Source organism: Saccharothrix sp. NBAS 001 (assembly GCF_056640475.1).
Map to the genome: position 1 here is coordinate 8,374,589 of NZ_CM153251.1, position 17,172 is coordinate 8,391,760.

The following is a 17,172-nucleotide window of genomic DNA, read 5'->3' on the forward strand; positions in this document are numbered from 1 at the left end:
CTCCTCAAGACTCGGTGGGACAGGTCGGGTGCGTGGTCTGAACCGATTCCGTGCGGAACCGCTCAGGCCGTAGTCTGCGTACCCAAGGCGTCAAGGAACGAGCGAGCCCAGCGGTCGACGTCGTGCGTGAGGACTTGGCGGCGCAGCGCGCGCATCCTACGGCGGCCCTCCGCCGGATCCAGCGTGAGGGCCGCTTCCAGCGCGTTCTTCACACCGTCGAGGTCGTGCGGGTTGACCAGGAAGGCACTCGTCAGCTCCGCCGCGGCACCCGCGAACTCGGACAGCACGAGGGCGCCGCCGAGGTCGTAGCGGCAGGCCACGTACTCCTTGCAGACGAGGTTCATGCCGTCCCGGACGGGCGTGACCACCATGACGTCGGCGGCCGTCATGAACGCGGTCAGCTCCTTGCGGTCGACCGATTGGTGCAGGTAGTGGACGACCGGGTGCCCCACGGTGGAGAACTCGCCGTTGATCCGCCCGACCGCCTGCTCGATCTCCCCGCGCATCTGCTTGTAGTGGTCGACCCGCTCGCGGCTGGGCGTCGCGAGCTGGATCATGGTCACCTCGGTCGGGTCGACCCGGCCGTCCGCGATCAATTCGTAGAGGGCGCGGAGCCGGACGTCGATGCCCTTGGTGTAGTCGAGCCGGTCGACGCCCAGCAGGATCCTCTTCGGGTTCCCGAGGTCGTTGCGGATCTGCTTGGCGTGCTGCTGGACGTCCTTGCTGCGGGCGAGCGCGTCCAGCCCCGCCGAGTCGATCGAGATCGGGAACGCGCCGACCCGGACCGTGCGGTCGCCGACCTGGACGACACCCGGTCGGGTGCGCACGCCCACCGCGCCGCGGCTGGGCTCCAGGCCGACCAGCCGGCGGGCCAGCCACAGGAAGTTCTGCGCGCCGCCGGGCCGGTGGAAGCCCACCAGGTCCGCGCCGAGCAGCCCGCGGATGATCTCGGTGCGCCACGGCAGCTGCATGAACAGCTCGACCGGCGGGAACGGGATGTGCAGGAAGAACCCGATCCGCAGGTCCGGCCGCAGCTCGCGCAGCATCGCCGGGACCAGCTGGAGCTGGTAGTCCTGCACCCAGACGGTCGCGCCCTGCGCGGCCACCTTCGCCGTCACGTCGGCGAACCGCTGGTTCACCCGCACGTACGCGTTCCACCACCTGCGGTGGAACGCCGGCGGGGCCACCACGTCGTGGTACAGCGGCCACAGCGTGCCGTTGGAGAAGCCCTCGTAGTAGTCCCGCACCTCGGCCGAGCTGAGCGACACCGGGTGCAGCTGGAGGCCGTCCTCCTCGAACGCCTCCACCTCGGCGTCCGCGACGCCGGGCCACCCGATCCAGGCCCCGCTGTGCGAGCGCAGGAAGGGTTCCAGGGCGGTCACCAGGCCGCCGGGGCTGTGCTTCCAGCGCTGGGTGCCGTCTTCGAGGCGTTCCAGGTCGACCGGCAGTCGGTTCGCCACGACCAGGAAGTCCGCGCCGTGCTCGCCAATGCTGCTCACCGGGTAACGCCTCCTCAGGGATTCGTCTCGCCCGCCCCCGAGGTTAACGGGAACGCCCGTACCGGATGCCCGCACGTCATCCCCGTCACACGGAGTTCAACCAGGTTGGACGTACGTCACCCCCAGTCGGCCGCTCAGTCCAGCCGTCGCCTGGCCGGACGCAGTGGGCCGGACAACCGGGGGCCGGCGAACCTGCGCTCCAGTCTGCCCAGTCCGCTGCGCACCGGCCGGCCGAGGAACTCGCCCAGCACCACGCCGCTGGCCAGCGCCAACGCCGTCCCGGCGGCCAGCACCAGGGTGGACAGGCCGGCCGCGTCGTTCTCGATGGTGAGCTGGTAAAGACCGCGGTACACGGTCCAGCCGGGGAGCAACGGCACCATCCCGGCCACCGCCACCACCAACGGGGGAGTGCGCAGCCGCCGCGAGATCACCGCGCCCCCGAACCCCACGACCGTGGCCGCCGCCGCCGCGCACGCGATGGTGTTCGTGCCGGTCAGCGCGAGCAGCCCGTAGGTGGCCGTGCCGACCGCGCCGGCCGCCGCCGCGGTCGGCAGCGCGCGCACCGGGGCGTAACTGGCCAGCGCGAAGAACACCGAGGTCGCCGCGCCCGCCGCGAACTGCATCGGCACGTCGGAGATCAGCGGCGGCAGCGGGTCCCTTATCGACGTCGGCACGCCGAACTGCACGCCCGCGCGCAGCGTGAGCGCGATGCCGGTGATCAGCCCGGCGGTGAGCAGGGCGATCTCCATCGTGCGGCCGGCCGCCGTCACGTTGTAGCCGGTGATCGCGTCCTGCACCGCGCCGACCAGCGACAACCCGGACAGCAGCACCACGATCCCGGTCGCCACCAGCAACGACGGGCGCACGCTGGGCAGCAGGTCGGTCGCGTACAGGACCAGGGCCGTCGCCGACGCCAGCGCGCCGCCCACCACCTGCTGGAAGAAGAACGGCAGCGCGCGCCGGTTGAGCACCCGCCCGACCCGGTCGATCACCGCCGTCACCAGGGCGGCGGTGAGCGCGATCAGCGGCCCGCCGCCGACCAGGAACGCCACCGCGCCCGCCATGCCCGCCCACGCGGCGGTGGCCGTCCAGCGCGGGTACGGGTGCGGCTGCTTGCTGATCCGGTCCAGCTCGGCGTAGGCGTCCGGGGCCTTGATCCGGTCGGAGGTGATCCGCCGGATCAGGTCCTCGACGGCCGCCAGCCGGGTGTAGTCCAGGCCGCGCGAGCGGACCACGCGCAGCGACGTGATCGGTGCCGCCTCGGTGCCCCGGTGGCACGAGACGGTGATCGACGTGTAGATCACGTCGACCTCGGTGCGGGGCAGCCCGTACGCCTCCGCGACGGCGATGACGGTCGCCGTGACGTCCGCCGCGCCGGCGCCGCTGGCGAGCTGGACCTCACCGACCCGCAGGGCGAGGTCCAGCACCAAGTGGACGGTCGAATCGTCCGGAAGGGACGGTCCCTCGACCGGTTGCCACAGGCCGGGGGTGGTCCTGGGGTCGCGGTAACGCCTGCGCCGCAGCCACACGGGCTTCCCTCCTCGTGATCGCTTCCTGCGCCACGCCCGACGGTGTCACATTCGTCGCTGTGTCATGCGCCACCCCTGGTAGGGGTACCCAAGGCGGGTGAGTCGATCACCGAGCGTTCAGTACTGTTGATGCCGCTGGCCAGCGGTTTTAGACCGATCCTGGGCCACTCGGACGGGCTGCGCACCTCCGGACGGACCAATGGCGGCACACCCTGAGCAGACCGTTCGCCGCAGGTGGCACCCACTGCGGGCGCTTACGATGTTCCCGGCTTCGCGCCATGCCGGTGTAGCTCAATTGGCAGAGCACTCGCCTTGTAAGCGAAAGGTTAGGGGTTCAAGTCCCCTCACCGGCTCTCTGTTCGATGGCCCTCCTCCGGAGGGCGGCTCGTGCCGCCTGGAGTCGGCGGCTCGTGCCGCGTTTCTCTTCGATCGAAGGGCGTGATCGAAGAGAAAGGCGACACGAACCACCGACGCGGCACTCGCGGGCGGGCGGGAGCCCGCGGCGGGTGTCGGCGGGGAGGTGGGGCCGGAGCGGGTCTCAGGTGGTTGCCAGGTGGGAAAGTGCTGGTCGTAGGCGTAGCTGAACTGGGCTCGGGTAACCCGCTTGGGTGACTACCGTTCGGCTGGACATCCCGGTGTTGCCCGATCTCGTGTTCGCTACTGCGGTTGAGCCGGAGCGGCTGGCCGAGTGGCTGCCCCCGCCGTTGGAGTTGGTGGGGGTCAACGACGACGTGTTGATCCTGCGGTGTGCCGGGCAGCTCGTCCAGGTCCGGGTCGTGGTCGATCTTGATCTGCTGAGGTTGTCGTGGGAGCCGTTGGCCGACGGTGGGTGCCGGGGCGTGTTGCGGGTCAGTCCGCTCGGGGTGGGCAAGAGCGTGGCCGAGTTGGAGTGCGTGGACGAGGCGTTGGCGCAGCGGTTGTTGGCGGCGTTGGCGGATGAGGTCGTGACGGCTTTTCCGGCTGGGTGAATCCCCTGCGGGCACCCGGTAGGAGGTGCCCGCAGGGGATCGGGGGAGGGAGCGTGGGGGATCAGCCCTTGTCGACGGTGATGCCGTAGCCGACGCCGCCGATGTCCTGGCCCTCGGAGAGCTGCACGACGTGCTGGACGAACTCGCCCGGCTGGTCGCCCGCGACGAAGGTCAGTTCGGTGCTGTGCCGCTCACCCGGCTTGATCGGGATGCCGATGAACGCGGCGCGCTTCGGGTCGGCGATCTCGAACTGGGTTTCGCCCACCTGCTTCACGCCCTCGGCCTTCGCGCCGGTCGAGCGCCAGAGTTCGAGCAGGCGCGGGCCCAGGTCGACGACCACCCGGCCGTTGCCGACCAGCGGGCGGTCCGGGCTGGTGACGACGAGGTCGGTCTTGATCGGGCGCTCGGTGGCGTTGCCGACGTTGAACCAGGACTTGCCCGGGACCTTCGTGGTGGCGCGCACGGTCTGGTAGTTGCGCCACGCGATGTTGTTGTTGCGCTGGGTGTTGAGCGCGGTGTTGGCGGTCTCCGGGAACGTCATCGGGTCACTGGCCGAGACCCACCGCGCCAGCAGGCAGAAGTGGCCGGGGCCGGGGACCGGGTTCCACAGCACCTTCGCCACCGTCACGCCGCCGACCGGCACGGACAGGGTCTGCTCGCCGACGTAGATCCAGTCGCCGTTGGTCACCGGGTCCCAGTTGGTCGAGCCGCCGGGCGGGGTGCGGTAGACCTTGAGCGTGCCGAAGCCGTTCGCGGTGGCGTTCGGGCCCGGGTTGTTCAGCCGCACGTGCACGTAGTTCGCCTGGCCCACGACGGGCTGGATGCCGGGGCCGCAGTCCGCGAGGCCGGGGCAGACCTTGATGTCCGGGCTGTTCCAGAACAGCGAGTTCATGTTCGGCTCGGCGCCCGTGTCGACCGGCTGGTCCTTGATGAACACGTCACTGCGCTTGCAGTCGCGCAGGAAGTCGATGATCGCCGTGCTCACGCCGCTGCCGTCGGGCTGCGCCTGCGTGTACAGGCCGCCCGTGGTGTTGGCGTAGTTCTGCATGATCGGGACGATCGGGGTGGTGTAGCTGTTGTTGGTCGGGACGTAGACCGACGAGATCTTGATGCCCTTGCTCAGCGCCTGGGTGGCGCGCAGCGCGGCGTTGTTCTGGTCGACGTTGGCCGACGAGGTGTCGTAGTTGTCGTCGAAGCCGCCGGGGCGGGCGTCGGTGATCAGGATCGCGAGCCTGGTGGCGTTGGAGCGCCAGCCCACGTTGAAGTCGACGTTCTGCGGGCGGCCCGCCGCCGGCAGGTTGTTCACCACGGTGTTGAGCGCCTCGTCGGACGCCTCGGGCTCCTGGTTGCCGCCGCTCGCGGCGAGGGCGTTGACGCTCGCGATGACCGGCGTGCGGTTGTTCGGCGCGAAGTTGTCGACGACGGTGACGTTGTCCTTGAACGTGGCCAGGCCCAGCCGGTAGTCGAGGCCGGTCAGGTTCTCGACCTCCTGCGCGATCTGGTTGATGCCCGTCTTCAGGTTGGTGATCGCGCCGCCCATGCTGCCGGTGTCGTCCACCACGAAGACGACGTCCATCGGGCCGCACTTGCGCGGCGACGGGGGCAGGGGCGCGGCGCCGGCCGGGCTCACGACCTGGACGGCGGACGCGGCCAGCGCCAGTGCGGCCAGGGCCGCCAGCGCCGGTCTGCGAATGCGTTGCATCTCGGGGTCTCTTCTCGCTCGGGCGTTCGGACGCAGGGTCCGCGCGCGGGTCCGAATCGCGCCGGACGTCCTCGTCCGGCCCGCACCAGGAGGAGCGGAAGAGCTTGTGCACAGTACTGCTCAATTCGTCGGCATTTTGTTGTCCGACGAATGGCCCACGCCGGCACTAGGCGGGTGACCTGCGGAAATGGCTGCGGAAAACCGTATGGCGGGCACGCTCGGTTATTCGTGCTCGGCCATTCGAGTCAGGTTCGGGGAATGCGGATGGTGAATGTGGTGGAGCCCGGTCGGCTGGCCAGCCCGATCGTGCCGCCGTGCGCCACGATCAGTGAGTGCGCGACCGCCAGGCCCAGTCCGCTGCCACCCCGGTCGCGGGTGCGCGAGTTGTCCACCCGGTAGAACCGGTCGAAGATCCGGCTCTGGTCGGCGGCCGGGATGCCCGGTCCGGCGTCGCCGACCCGCAGCACGGCGTACCGGCCCTCGACGGCCACCGACAGCGTCACGGCGGTGCCCGGCGGGGTGTGCAGGGCGGCGTTGGCGAGCAGGTTGTCCAGCACCTGCCGGACCCGCATCGGGTCGAACCGCAGCCGCACCGGGTCCGGCCCGGCGGTCACCGTCAGCGGGTGTTCCGGGCGGGCCGCCTGGAACGCGTCGGCCGCCTCCCGCACCAGCTCCGCCAAGTCGCCCTGCACGGGCCGCAGCGGCGCTTCGGACTCCGCCGAGTCCAGCCGGGCGAGCAGCAGCAGGTCGTCGAGCAGCACGCTCATCCGCGCCGCCTCCGACCGCAGCCGCTCCAGGTGCGCCTCCCGCTCCTGCGGCGCGTTGGCGGCGGCGTAGCGGAACAGGTCGGCGTAGCCCCGGATCGAGGTCAACGGGGTGCGCAGCTCGTGCGAGGCGTCCGCGATGAACCGGCGCAGCCGCTGCTCGGCGGCCGTGCGCGCGGCCAGCGACGAGTCGATGTGCTCCAGCATGGTGTTGAACGCGGTCCGCAGCTCCTCGACCTCGACGCCGCCGCTGCCGCCCTCGGCGCGCACCGCGAGCCGGGCCGAGTCGGTCAGGTCGTGCGACGAGATGTCGTGCGCGGTCTGCGCCATGTCGCTCAACGGCTGGAGCCCGCGCCGCAGCACCGCCCGGCCGATCACCACGAACGCGATCAGCGCCAGCAGGAACGTGGCCACCACGACCATCACCAGCTGCCGCACGGTGTTGGTCAGGTCGTTCATCGGGGCGGCGCTGACCAGCACCAGCCCGTCGCCCATGGGGCAGCCGCGCAGCCGGTAAGTGCCCTCGCCGCGCAGGTCGGCGGTGCGGAACACCGGCTTGTCGCCGGTCACGTCGCGGGCGACCTGCACCATCTCGGTGCTGTCCAGGGGCAGCCCGGCGGGCGGCTTGAGCGTGACCTCGCCGTTGTCCACCTGGTAGACGGCGGCGAACCAGCCGTAGATCGAGGTGTTGAGCCGGCCGTACTTGTCGACGTCCTTCTCCAGGTCGACCTGGGTCGCCTTCATCTGCTCGTCGAGCTTGTCGGCGAGGTAGCCCTCCATGTTGGTGACCATCACCATCCCGACGGCCGCGAACACGCCCAGCGCCAGCGCACCGAGGCCGAGCGCCAGCCGGGTGCCCAGCCGCAGCCGGTGGCGGCCGAACCAGGAGGGGCGGGTCACTGGTCGGGGGCCTTGCGCAGCACGTAGCCGACGCCGCGCACGGTGTGGATCAGCGGTTGGTGGCCGTCGTCCAGCTTGCGCCGCAGGTGCGAGATGACCAGCTCCACGACGTTCGACCGGCCGCCGAAGTCGTACTCCCACACGTGGTCCAGGATCTGCGCCTTGGTCAGCACGGCGGGCGAGCGGCGCATCAGGTAGCGCAGCAGCTCGTACTCGGTGGGCGTGAGGGTGACCAGCCGGCCCGCCCGGCGCACCTCGCGGGTGTCCTCGTCCATCGCCAGGTCCGACACCTTCAGCACGGACCGCTTCCACTGCGGCCCGGTGGACCGGCGCAGCACGGCCCGCAGCCGGGCCATCAGCTCCTCCACCGAGAACGGCTTGACCAGGTAGTCGTCGCCGCCCCGGGTCAGGCCGGCCACCCGGTCCGCGGTGCCGTCGCGGGCGGTGAGGAACACCACCGGCACCATCGCGCCGGACGAGCGCAGCCGGTCGAGCACGGTGAACCCGTCCAGGTCGGGCAGCATCAGGTCGAGCACCACGATGTCCGGGTGGAACTCGGCCGCGGTGCTCAGCGCGGCCTCGCCGCTCGCCGCGGTGGCCGCCTGCCACCCCTCGTAGCGGGCGACGGTGGCGACCAGGTCCGCGATGTGGGGTTCGTCGTCCACCACGAGCAGTCGAACCGCATTGGCCTTGTCCACGTGCTCATGGTGGAGCACGGCCGGGCGGCGGGCGAACCCCGGTCCTGCATCGGCCGGCTATCTACAGGAACTCGACAGGAAGCGGACAGGAGCCGCACAGCTCGCGTCCGCAGGCTCGAAGGCGGACCCCCACCGGACAGGAGTGCCGCTCGTGACACCCGTGCAGCTGTCGGCGCCGGCCGTGCGCCCGAAGGTGGTGGCCCGGACCGGCTTGTACGCCGTCCCGGTCGCGAACGTGGTCGTGGTCACCGCGCTGTTCGCCCGGTCGGGCCAGTCGGCCAACGCGCTGATCCTGATCGGCCGGCTCGCCGGGCTCTACGGGGCGCTGCTGATGGCGTTCCAACTGCTGCTGGTCGCCCGGTTGCCGTGGCTGGACCGGCGGTTGGGCATGGACCGGCTCACCTCGTGGCACCGCTGGGTCGGGTTCTCGCTGCTGTGGACCCTGTTGGTGCACGCGGTCTTCATCGTCTTCGGGTACGCCGAGGTGACGTCGTTGCCGCCGGTCGACGAGCTGGTGTCGATGGCGACGACGTTGCAGGGCGTGCTGCGGGCGGTGGTGGCACTGCTGCTGATCCTGGTGGTGGGCGGCCTGTCGGCGCGGTTCGCGCGGCGGCGGCTGGCCTACGAGACCTGGCACTTCGTCCACCTGTACGCCTACCTCGCGGTGTTCTTGGCGTTCTCCCACCAGATCGGCCTCGGCGGCACGTTCACCGCGTCGCCCGCCGCGACCGCCTACTGGTGGTGCGTCTGGGGTTTCGCGCTGGGCGCGGTGTTCGCCGGACGGCTCGTGCTGCCGCTGTGGCGCAACTCCCGGCACCGGCTGCGGATCGCCGCGGTCGTGCCCGAGTCCGACGACGTGGTGTCGATCTACATCACCGGCCGCGACCTGCACCGGCTGCCCGCGCGGGCGGGCCAGTTCTTCCTGTGGCGCTTCCTCACCCGCGACCGCTGGTGGCAGGCCAACCCGTTCTCGCTGTCCGCCGCGCCCAACGGCCGGCACCTGCGGCTGACCGCGAAGGCGCTGGGCGGGGGCAGCGCGTCGCTGCGGGCGTTGAAGCCGGGCACGCGGGTGTTCGCCGAAGGGCCGTACGGGGCGTTCACCGCGATGCACCGGACGCGTCCGGACACCGTGCTGGTGGCGGGCGGGGTCGGCGTCACGCCGGTCCGGGCGCTGCTGGAGGAGCTGCGCGGGCACGTCGTGGTGATCTACCGGGTGAGCCGGCCGCAGGACGCCGTGCTGCTGCACGAGCTGCGCGACCTGGCGCACGCCCGGGGCGCCGTCCTGCACGTGGTGACCGGGCCGTCGAACGCGCGCACGCCGCACGGGCCGCCGCTGGGGCCGCAGGCGCTGGCCGCGGCCGTGCCGGACATCCGGGACCGGGACGTGTTCGTGTGCGGGCCGCCGGGCATGACCGGCGCGGTGTTGCGGAGCCTGCGCGAACTGGGCGTGCCCAAGCCGCAGGTGCACGCCGAACGTTTCAGCCTGGCGAGTTGAGGGGACAGCCGTGAAGAGAGCAGTGCCGGTCCTGTTGCTGACGGTCGCGGGCCTGATCCCGTTGTGGCGCTTCGAAGCCAGGCCCGAGACCGTGGACACGGCGGTCGCCGGAGCCGCGCCCGGGACGACCGCGCCGGAGACGACCGCGCCGGAGACGATCGCGCCCGGGACGTCCGCGCCCGGTGCGGCCGCGCGGACGGTCAAGGGGTCGCTGGTGCGCACCAGCCACGGTGACGTGCAGGTCGAGGTGACGTTCGAGGGCGACCGGATCACCGCCGTGCGGATGGTGAAGCAGCCCAACAGCGCGCCGACGCGCAAAGCCGTGCCGCTGCTGGTGCAGGAGACGTTGACCGCGCAGAGCGCCGACGTGGACACGGTGTCCGGCGCGACCGCGACCAGCGAGGGCTACGTGCAGTCGCTCCAGGCGGCGATCGACGCGAAGGGCTGAGCATGCGCAGGGTCGAGCACGTCATGGGTCTGCCGATCTCGGTCGACCTCCGCGACGGCGACACCGCCGCCGTGGACCGGGCGTTCGAGTGGCTGCGCGAGGTCGACGCGCGGTTCAGCCCGTTCCGACCGGACAGCGAGGTGTCCCGGCTGGACCGGGCCGAACTGGACCCGGACCGGCTCAGCCCGGACCTGGTCCACGTGCTGGAGCTGTGCGAGCACTACCGGCTGGCCACCGGCGGCGCGTTCCAGGTGCGCCGGCCCGGCCGCGGGCTGGACCCGTGCGCGGTGGTGAAGGGCTGGGCCGTGCAGCGCGCCGCCGACCTCCTGGCGGCCGGTGGGTCGTCGCGGTACGTGGTGAACGCGGGCGGCGACGTCGTGGCGGCCGGCGGGCCGTGGCGGGTCGGCGTGCGGCACCCGTTCCGGGCGGACCGGTACTGCGTGGTGCTGGAGGTCGGCGCGGGCGCGGTGGCCACGTCGGGCCGGTACGAGCGGGGCGACCACATCGTGGACGGGCGGACCGGCGAACCGGTCACCGACCTGGTGAGCCTGACCGTCTACGCGCCGTCGCTGACCGTCGCCGACGCGACCGCCACGGCGGCGTTCGCGATGGGGCTCGACGGCATCCCGTGGGCGGCCGGGCAGGACGGCTGCGAGATCTACGCCGTGGACGCGACGCGGCGGGTGTACCGGACGCCGGGGATGCCCGTCGCGGCGTGAACCGCGCGCGGGCTGCGGAACACCGGGGCGGGGCCGGTCCAGAGCCGCAGGGCCTTGAGCGTGCGGTAGCGCATGGCCCGGACCACCTCGCGGAACCTCAGGTCGTCGTCGGCCGGGAACGTCCCGGCGGCCTCTTCGAGCCGGCCCAGGTTCGCCAGCACGGCGGCCCGGTGCCCCTGGAGTTCGGTCCGGTCGATCCACCACGCCCACGGCGGCGCGGTCGCGTCGTCCTCCAGCGCGGCCTCGGCCTGGTCGAGGGCGCGCAGGGCGTCCTCGGCGCGGCCGGTCCGGGAGTGCGCGCGGGCCCGGCGCAGCGCGAACATCGCCCGGACCTTCGGCGAGCGGGTGCCCGCCTCGCCGCGCGCGGCCAGGTCGAGGGCTTCGCCGAACCGGCCGACGTGCGCGCGCTGCATGGCCATGTTGAGCAGGGTGAGGGTGGCCACGTCGCCGCCCGGCCGGGCCAGCGCGAGCGCGGCCAGGTTGTGCGCGTGCGCCTCGGCCTGGCGCTCCTCCTCGAACAGGATCCAGCCGGTCACCTCGGCCAGTTCGGCGAGCGCCTCCGCGGTGGCCGGGGTGGGCCGCGGCGCGGCCCGGAACGCGCGGACGGCGAGCGTGCCCAGGTCGCGCGTGTCGGGGCGGGCGTCGAGCGCGATCAGGAGTCCGGTGACGGCCCGGACGCCCTGCGGCTCGGTCACGGCGGCTCCCCTCGGCTCCGGCCGTCGAGGCTACCGGCGTCGGGGAGGTGGGCCGGGTGTGATGGGCCGCACGCGTTCTGCTACGGTCCCGTGCACGGGTTTTCCCGCTCTGCGCAGGTCAGCCGGGTTTCGCGCTCGGGGCGTGTCCCGGCGTCGACCGCGTGGAGAGCCGGCTTCGGTCGCACGCATTCGGGAACGTGCGGCCGAGGCCGTCTGTAACGCCGCTCCGGCGCGGGATCACTCGTAGCGGGAGTAGTCGAACTCCGCCCCGATCACCGAGTGGCCCAGGTCGGAGCCGAGCCGGGTCAGCAGGTCGACCAGTTCCAGGCCGGCCAGCCAGTCCCTGGGCAGCGCCGCCGTGCCGTGCATCGCGCCCAGGATGTTGCCGGTCAGGGCCGCCGTGGCGTCGCTGCCGCCGGAGTGGTTGGCCGACGCCCGCAGCGCGTCCACGAACTCCGACCGCCTCGGGTAGACCAGCACCGTGTGCACGGCGATGGCCAGCGCCTCCGGGCCGGTCCAGCCGCTGCCCAGCCGGTCCACCCGCACCGAGTCGAACCCGAGCGCCCGGTGCTCCTCGGCGAACAGCACCGCCCGGTTGAGGGTGTTCGCGGTGTACGGGTCGTCCCGCAGCACCCGGCCGATCACCTGGTCCACGGCCTCGCGCACCGGCCGGGCCTTCACCGCGATCAGGTGGATCAGCAGCGCGAAGGCGCCGCCCGCCACCCAGCCGCCGGTCCCGCCGTGGGTCAGCGCGGCGAACCGGCAGCCCAGGTCGTAGGCGATGTCGGCGCTCGGCGCGAAACCCGCCGGTGCGGTCCTCGTCACACCGTTGCAGCCCGAGGACTCGTTGTGCGGCTCCTCCGGGGTCGGCGCGGTATCCGCCGCGAGGGCGCGCAGGCAGGTCAGCCCGGGTGACCGGCTGGAGTACAGCCGCTCGTCCCCGACCAGGCCCGTCGCGCCCAGCTCCGGGGCCGCCACCTGCTGCGTGGTCAGCCAGCGCCGGTAGCTGCCCCACACCGTGCCGACCGGGTCCCACTCGCCGGTGCTGCGGCCCCGCACCCACGCCCTGAGGTACCCGTCGGCGGTGAACAGGGTCAGCTGGGTGTCGTCGGTCACCAAAGCGGGACGCGGTGGTTCCAGAACACCTTCCGGGCCGTGGTCTCGTTGGATGTCCGTCCACCCCAGGTACTGGACGGGCGCGCCCAGGGCATCGCCCAGCGCGCCGCCCAGCAGGCAGGCGGCGCCACGGTCGACCACGCTCATCGGCTCGCGCGGCACTTGCCCTCCTGCACTGCGTCGTCGGGGCCAAAACCCTAGCCGCCGCAGGGTCGTCCGGTCATGGGAGCACGACTAGTTGAGCAAACAACATCTACCCACAGGTATCCAACGGCTCACCCGACGCACCTGATCCAGTGACCGAGCCGAACTGACCGGTGCACCACCGAGGCGGGGGAGGGGCATGGCCGAGCGGAGCAAGAGCGGGCTGGAGTTCGGTGTGCTCGGGCCGTTGCAGGTGCTCGCGGACGGCCGGCAGCTCGTCATCGGCCGGCGCGGGATGCGCGGCCTGCTGGCGATGCTGGTCCTGGCGGCCAACCGGGTCGTCCCGATCGACGAGATCGTGGACAGCCTGTGGACCGACGACCCGCCGGCCACCGCCCGGACCATCGTGCACGGCTACGTCTCCCGCCTGCGGCGGATGCTCGAACAGGCCGACCCGGCGGGCTCCGCGCGGATCCTGACCACGCCGCCGGGCTACCAGCTCGCGGTCGACCCGTGGCGGCTGGACTTCCACCGGGCCCGGCAGCTGGTGGCCGGCGCGCGCGGCAAGCCCGCCCCGATCCGGGCCCAGCTGCTGCGCGAGTCGCTCGGCCTGTGGCGCGGCCAGGTGCTCGCCGACGTGCCCGGCGAACCGGTCACCACCGATCTCGAAGAACTTCGGCTTGCCGCACTCGAAGAGCGCGTCGAGGCCGAGCTGGAACTGGGCCGGCACCTGGAACTGGTCGGCGAACTGCGCCGGCTGGTCGGCGAGTACCCGTTCCGGGAGCGGCTGGTCGGCCACATCATGCGGGCGCTGTACCGGTCGGGCCGGCGGGCCGACGCGCTGGAGGCCTACCAGCGGTTCCACCGGCGGGTGGTGGACGAGCTGGGCATCGACCCCGGGCCCGAGCTGCGCGTGCTGCACGAGCAGGTGCTGCGCGACGACCCGGCGCTGAGCACGCCGGGCCTGGCCGAGCAGGTGGCGCCGGTGCCGCCCCGGCCGGGGGTGGTGGTGCCCGCCCAGCTGCCCGCGGCGGCGTCCGGGTTCATCGGCCGCGACGAGGAGCTGGCCTGGCTGGACCGGCTGTGCGACGGCCGCGACCTGAACGCGACGACGGTCGCCGTGGTCAACGGCGCGCCCGGCATCGGCAAGAGCGAACTCGCGGTGACGTGGGGGCACCGCCGCGCCGAGCAGTTCCCCGACGGGCTGCTGTTCGCCTCGCTCAACGGGTTCGCGCCCGACCGCGACCCGGTGCGGCCGGCCGAGGTGCTGGCCCGGTTCCTGCTGGCGCTGGGCGTGCCGTCCGACGGCGTGCCGCGCGACCTGGACGACCGGGTGGGGCTCTACCGGTCGGTGCTGGCCCGGCGGCGGGTGCTGGTGGTGCTCGACGACGCGTGGGACCCGGAGCAGGTGCGGCTGCTGCTGCCGCCGGGCGCGGGGTCGGTGGTGCTGGTGACCTCCCGGCGGCGGCTGGAGTCGCTGGTGGTCAGCAACGGCGCGCGGATGCTGACGCTGGACACGTTGCGGGAAGAGGAGTCCGTGCGGCTGGTCGACGAGGTGGTCGGCAAGCCGCTGTCCGAACAGGAGCCGGTGGCCACCCGGATGCTGGCCGAGCTGTGCGGGAACCTGCCGCTGGCGCTGCGGATCGCCGCCGCGAAGCTGGTGTTCAGTCCGGAGTGGACGGTCGAGGCGCTGGTGGCGCAGCTCTCCGACGACGACGCCCGGCTGCGCACCCTGGACCTGGCCGACACCGGTGTCGGCGTGGCGCGCGCGTTGGCGGTGTCCTACCGCAACCTCCCGCCGGAGCTGGCGGAGACGTTTCGGGCGGCAGGACTGGTTCCGGGACGATGGGTGAGCCCGCACGCGATCGCCGCGCTGTGCCGGACGGACCTGGGCACGGCGGCGGGCCGGCTGGCCGACCTGGCGGACGCGCACCTGCTGGTGGAGCAGTGGCGGGGCGGGTTCGTGCTGCACGACCTGGTGCGCCTGTACGCCCGGGAGGTGCTCGGCGAGGAGCGGTCGGCGGGGCGCACCGCCGCGCTGCGCAGGCTGATGGACCACTACCTGGCGGCGTGCGACCACGCCCGGCGGCTGATCCGGCCGGCGGACGACGGTTTGGACTTCGCTTCGGGGGAACCGACCGCACCGCGCCCGGCCACCTCGGGGCAAGCGCTTTCCTGGTTCGACAAGGAGTGGCCGAACCTGATCGCGCTGGTGCACGGCGCGTCGGAAGCCGGTCTGCACCAACAGGTCTGGCAGCTGGTCCGGCTGGTGTACCCGTACTGCGTGGCCCGGCTGGTCAGCCGGGAGTGGCGGGCCGTCGCCGAGTTCGGCCTGGCCTCCGCCCGGATCGGCGGCGACCTGCGCGGCGAGATGCTGGTGCTGCACGCCGTGCACGCCATCAACGTGTGGACCGGCACGATCCGGGGCACGCTCCCGGACGCCGAGCGCGCCCACCGGATAGCCGGGCAGCTGGGCGAACCGCGCTTCCTGGTGATGACGCTGGACCAGTTGGCCTGCGCGCTGTCCGCCGAGGAGCGCAACGAGGAGGCGCTGGCGCACTACCGCGGCGCGGTGGAGATGGCCCGGCGGGACGGCGACCTGCTGGGCGAGGCGACCGTGCTGAACAACCTGGCCCAGGTGGAACAACGCCTCGGGCAGCTGGAAACGGCCGCCCAGCACCAGTTCCAGGCGATGGAGATCCACCACCGCACCGGCAACGAGCGCTCCTACGTGCTGGCGCTGGACAACCTGGCCGAGCTGTACGCGGAGCTGGGGTTGCTGGCGGAGGCGGAGGACAACGCGCGGCAGGGCGTGGAACTGGCCCGCGGCGGGTCCATGCAGTTCGAAGAGGCGTTCGGCCGGCAGGTGCTCGGCGCGGTGCTCGCGAAGCGGGGGGAAGTCGTTGCCGCGCAAGCGGAGCTGGCGGAATCACTGCGGTTGTTCGAACGGCTGGGGTCGTCGCGGGCCATGTTCGTCCGAACGGCTCTTGAAGCGTTGACCACTGGGGTTTAGCGGCTGTTTAGCACCGCGCCGCGACTTCGTGGGAACTTGGTGACGCGCGCTGATCAACGCCGAGAGGCGGTTCGGCGCGTCGGGTGGCTCTTGGAGGGGGATGCCAGGGGGGAAGCCACCCAACGGTCAGCCGGCCGGCATTCGGGGGAGAGTGCCGGCCGGCTGACCCGTTTGCGGGCCGGTGGGGTCAGTTGTCGACGCAGACCGGGAGCAGCTCCGGGCGCTTGGGCACCACGCCGTCACCCATCGACTCGCCGCGCAGCTGGCGGGCGATCCACGGCACCACGTGCTCGCGCGCCCACTTCAGGTCGTGCCGGCGCTGGGTCATCCAGTCCTCGTCGTCCAGCGGCGGCCACGGCGTGCTCCAGTCCTCGTCCGGCTTGAAGCCCAGCACCTCCGCCGCGCGCAGCGCCACCCGGCGGTGGCCCTCCGTGGACAGGTGCAGGCGGTCCTCGCTCCACGCCCGCCGGTCGTGCAGGACGGTCATCGCCCACAGGTCGACCACCCGGCAGTGGTAGCGCTCGGCGACCGACCACAGGTGGCTGTTGTAGATCGCGATCTTGCCGCGCAGCGACCGCAGGAACGGCGTGTGCTTGGGGTCGAAACCGGTGAAGATCACCACTTCGGTGCCCGCCGCGCGCAGGTCCGCCACGGCGATCTCGTACATCTCCGCCAGCGCGTCCGGGTCCGAGCCCGGCACCAGCAGGTCGTTGCCACCGCCGCAGAACGTCGCCAGCCTCGGCTTCAGCTCGACCGCCAGCGGGATCTGCTCGTCCACGATCTCCTGGAGCATCTTGCCCCGGATCGCGAAGTTCGCGTACCGGAAACCCCGCTGGTGGTTGGAGATCATCGCCGCGAGCCGGTCCGCCCACCCCAGGTACGTGCCGTTCGGGCCGGGGTCGTCCATGCCCTCGGTGAAGCTGTCCCCCAGTGCGACGTAGCTGTCCAATCCGTCCATCCGCGTCCCTCCCCTCGTCCGCGGCACCCCCGTGACCGCGCATGACAGGATGCCTCCACAGGTCGGGCCGACGCCACCGCCGATGGCGAACGCGGCCGCCGGCGCGCCACCCGGCGGCGGGGCCGATGTCGGCAATGGGCGATTCGTCACCTGGTCCGCCGCCCGTTCGCCGGCCGGGCCGGGGCTGCCCCGCGCGGGGCCCGCGCCCGGTGCCCCGCCTGGTCCGGCACCGGGTCCGCCCTGGCCCGGGGCGGGCCGGAAGCGCCGCTGGAACAGCGGATCGACGGCCTCGCGCAGCCCGTCCGGTGGCCCGGCCCGCCGACCCGGCGCCCGGTCGGCGCGGCTGCCCGCGCGCGGGTCGCCGGACCTCTGCCGGGCACGCCCGCGACTACCGTCGGGACACGGTCGAATGCAACGGAGATCACGCCGGACGCGGCGGTTCGCGGGCTGCCCTCCGTGGCCGCGCCGGAACCGTCCGTCAACGCCCCCCCGCAGGGGGAGGACCCCCGCGACGACATCGGGCG

General features: G+C 72.6%; 13 protein-coding genes and 1 tRNA gene. 6 read left to right on the top strand and 8 right to left on the bottom strand.

The genetic code is table 11. The features are described 5' to 3' along the window. Nucleotides 1-62: 62 nt before the first annotated feature. The gene (locus tag AC0HI0_RS37100) at nucleotides 63-1,499 is read right to left on the bottom strand and encodes an alpha,alpha-trehalose-phosphate synthase (UDP-forming) (RefSeq protein WP_480928133.1); all 1,437 of its coding nucleotides are present in this window, start codon (nucleotides 1,497-1,499) and stop codon (nucleotides 63-65) included. A 134-nt stretch (nucleotides 1,500-1,633) separates the two neighbouring features. Further along, nucleotides 1,634-3,028 (bottom strand): threonine/serine exporter family protein, encoded by a 1,395-nt coding sequence (locus tag AC0HI0_RS37105; protein WP_480928134.1) that lies wholly within the window; start codon nucleotides 3,026-3,028, stop codon nucleotides 1,634-1,636. A 280-nt stretch (nucleotides 3,029-3,308) separates the two neighbouring features. Between AC0HI0_RS37105 and AC0HI0_RS37110 the strand changes: the two genes are divergently transcribed. Beyond that, nucleotides 3,309-3,381 (top strand) — tRNA-Thr (locus tag AC0HI0_RS37110). Nucleotides 3,382-3,636: 255 nt separating this feature from the next. After that, a complete protein-coding gene (locus AC0HI0_RS37115) occupies nucleotides 3,637-3,996 on the top strand; it encodes a hypothetical protein (RefSeq protein WP_480928135.1) in 360 nt (119 codons plus the stop codon). Nucleotides 3,997-4,057: 61 nt separating this feature from the next. Here AC0HI0_RS37115 and AC0HI0_RS37120 read toward each other — a convergent pair whose 3' ends face one another. The 3 genes from AC0HI0_RS37120 to AC0HI0_RS37130 form a co-directional block, all read right to left on the bottom strand. Next, the gene (locus AC0HI0_RS37120) at nucleotides 4,058-5,698 is read right to left on the bottom strand and encodes a vWA domain-containing protein (protein WP_480928136.1); all 1,641 of its coding nucleotides are present in this window, start codon (nucleotides 5,696-5,698) and stop codon (nucleotides 4,058-4,060) included. A 245-nt stretch (nucleotides 5,699-5,943) separates the two neighbouring features. Continuing rightward, nucleotides 5,944-7,362 carry a sensor histidine kinase gene (locus tag AC0HI0_RS37125; RefSeq protein WP_480928137.1) on the bottom strand — a complete coding sequence of 473 codons (1,419 nt, stop codon included), beginning with the start codon at nucleotides 7,360-7,362 and terminating at the stop codon, nucleotides 5,944-5,946. After that, a complete protein-coding gene (locus AC0HI0_RS37130; protein ID WP_480928138.1) occupies nucleotides 7,359-8,060 on the bottom strand; it encodes a response regulator transcription factor in 702 nt (233 codons plus the stop codon). The genes AC0HI0_RS37125 and AC0HI0_RS37130 overlap by 4 nt, the downstream gene beginning before the upstream one ends. Nucleotides 8,061-8,211: 151 nt before the next feature. Here AC0HI0_RS37130 and AC0HI0_RS37135 point away from each other — a divergent pair, with 151 nt between their 5' ends. Genes AC0HI0_RS37135 through AC0HI0_RS37145 form a run of 3 tightly spaced genes read left to right on the top strand, consistent with a single transcriptional unit; the run spans nucleotide 8,212 to nucleotide 10,722 of the window. Further along, nucleotides 8,212-9,555, top strand: coding sequence for a ferredoxin reductase family protein (locus tag AC0HI0_RS37135; RefSeq protein WP_480928139.1), 1,344 nt, complete (start codon nucleotides 8,212-8,214; stop codon nucleotides 9,553-9,555). A 10-nt stretch (nucleotides 9,556-9,565) separates the two neighbouring features. Continuing rightward, a complete protein-coding gene (locus AC0HI0_RS37140) occupies nucleotides 9,566-10,003 on the top strand; it encodes an FMN-binding protein (protein WP_480928140.1) in 438 nt (145 codons plus the stop codon). A gap of 2 nt (nucleotides 10,004-10,005) precedes the next feature. After that, a complete protein-coding gene (locus tag AC0HI0_RS37145) occupies nucleotides 10,006-10,722 on the top strand; it encodes an FAD:protein FMN transferase (RefSeq protein WP_480928141.1) in 717 nt (238 codons plus the stop codon). On the opposite strand, the gene AC0HI0_RS37150 is transcribed toward AC0HI0_RS37145, so the two are convergent. Together AC0HI0_RS37150 and AC0HI0_RS37155 are read right to left on the bottom strand one after the other, a co-directional pair. After that, complete coding sequence (locus AC0HI0_RS37150) at nucleotides 10,662-11,417, bottom strand: NsdA family TPR-like regulatory protein (protein ID WP_480928142.1); 756 nt, start codon at nucleotides 11,415-11,417, stop codon at nucleotides 10,662-10,664. The two genes, AC0HI0_RS37145 and AC0HI0_RS37150, sit on opposite strands and share 61 nt — an antisense overlap. 237 nt (nucleotides 11,418-11,654) lie before the next feature. Next, nucleotides 11,655-12,695, bottom strand: a complete 1,041-nt coding sequence (locus tag AC0HI0_RS37155) for an ADP-ribosylglycohydrolase family protein (protein ID WP_480928143.1) — start codon at nucleotides 12,693-12,695, stop codon at nucleotides 11,655-11,657. A gap of 181 nt (nucleotides 12,696-12,876) precedes the next feature. On the opposite strand from AC0HI0_RS37155, the gene AC0HI0_RS37160 reads away from it, so the two are divergent. Continuing rightward, nucleotides 12,877-15,690 carry an AfsR/SARP family transcriptional regulator gene (locus AC0HI0_RS37160; protein WP_480928144.1) on the top strand — a complete coding sequence of 938 codons (2,814 nt, stop codon included), beginning with the start codon at nucleotides 12,877-12,879 and terminating at the stop codon, nucleotides 15,688-15,690. Nucleotides 15,691-15,877: 187 nt separating this feature from the next. Here AC0HI0_RS37160 and AC0HI0_RS37165 read toward each other — a convergent pair whose 3' ends face one another. Next, a complete protein-coding gene (locus tag AC0HI0_RS37165) occupies nucleotides 15,878-16,648 on the bottom strand; it encodes an SGNH/GDSL hydrolase family protein (RefSeq protein ID WP_480928145.1) in 771 nt (256 codons plus the stop codon). Nucleotides 16,649-17,172 lie beyond the last annotated feature (524 nt).

Bases quoted from the DNA above. Each gene is read 5' to 3' on its own strand.
- AC0HI0_RS37120 (WP_480928136.1), bottom strand. From the start codon at position 5,698: ATGCAACGCATTCGCAGACCGGCGCTGGCGGCCCTGGCCGCACTGGCG.
- AC0HI0_RS37145 (WP_480928141.1), top strand. From the start codon at position 10,006: ATGCGCAGGGTCGAGCACGTCATGGGTCTGCCGATCTCGGTCGACCTC.
- AC0HI0_RS37160 (WP_480928144.1), top strand. From the start codon at position 12,877: ATGGCCGAGCGGAGCAAGAGCGGGCTGGAGTTCGGTGTGCTCGGGCCG.
- AC0HI0_RS37165 (WP_480928145.1), bottom strand. From the start codon at position 16,648: ATGGACGGATTGGACAGCTACGTCGCACTGGGGGACAGCTTCACCGAG.